Below are 383 nucleotides of genomic sequence, written 5' to 3'. Positions count from 1 at the left end.
CTCCAGCACGTCTAGAGCGCCGATGTCCTGGCCGAGCCGGTCGGCCTCGACGATCACCTCGGCAAGTGCGGCCACATCCTTGAAGCCGAGATTGAGGCCCTGGCCGGCGATCGGATGGATGCCGTGCGCGGCGTCGCCGGCAAGTGCGATGCGCGGCGCGACGAAGGCGCGCGCGATGGTGAGGCCGAGCGGCCAGGCGCGCGGCTTGTCGGCGACGCGGATTTCTCCCAACTTGAGGCCGAAGCGCTGTTCGAGTTCATGCTCGAAGACGAGATCGTCGCCTTCCACGAGCGTTTTGGCGTCTTCCGTCCGTTCGACCCAGACGATCGACGAACGGTTGGTGCCGTCCTCGTCGGGTTTCAGCGGCAGCGTGGCGAAGGGGC

Annotated in this window: 1 protein-coding gene; it reads right to left on the bottom strand. The window is 67.4% G+C overall.

The features are described from left to right. The coding region (locus tag EN742_RS37565) for an FAD-dependent monooxygenase (protein ID WP_189375793.1) at positions 1–383 on the bottom strand (383 nt) is incomplete at both ends.

Source organism: Mesorhizobium sp. M4A.F.Ca.ET.020.02.1.1 (assembly GCF_004022645.1).
Classification (GTDB): domain Bacteria; phylum Pseudomonadota; class Alphaproteobacteria; order Rhizobiales; family Rhizobiaceae; genus Mesorhizobium.
This window is presented reverse-complemented; position numbering and strand designations above follow the sequence as displayed.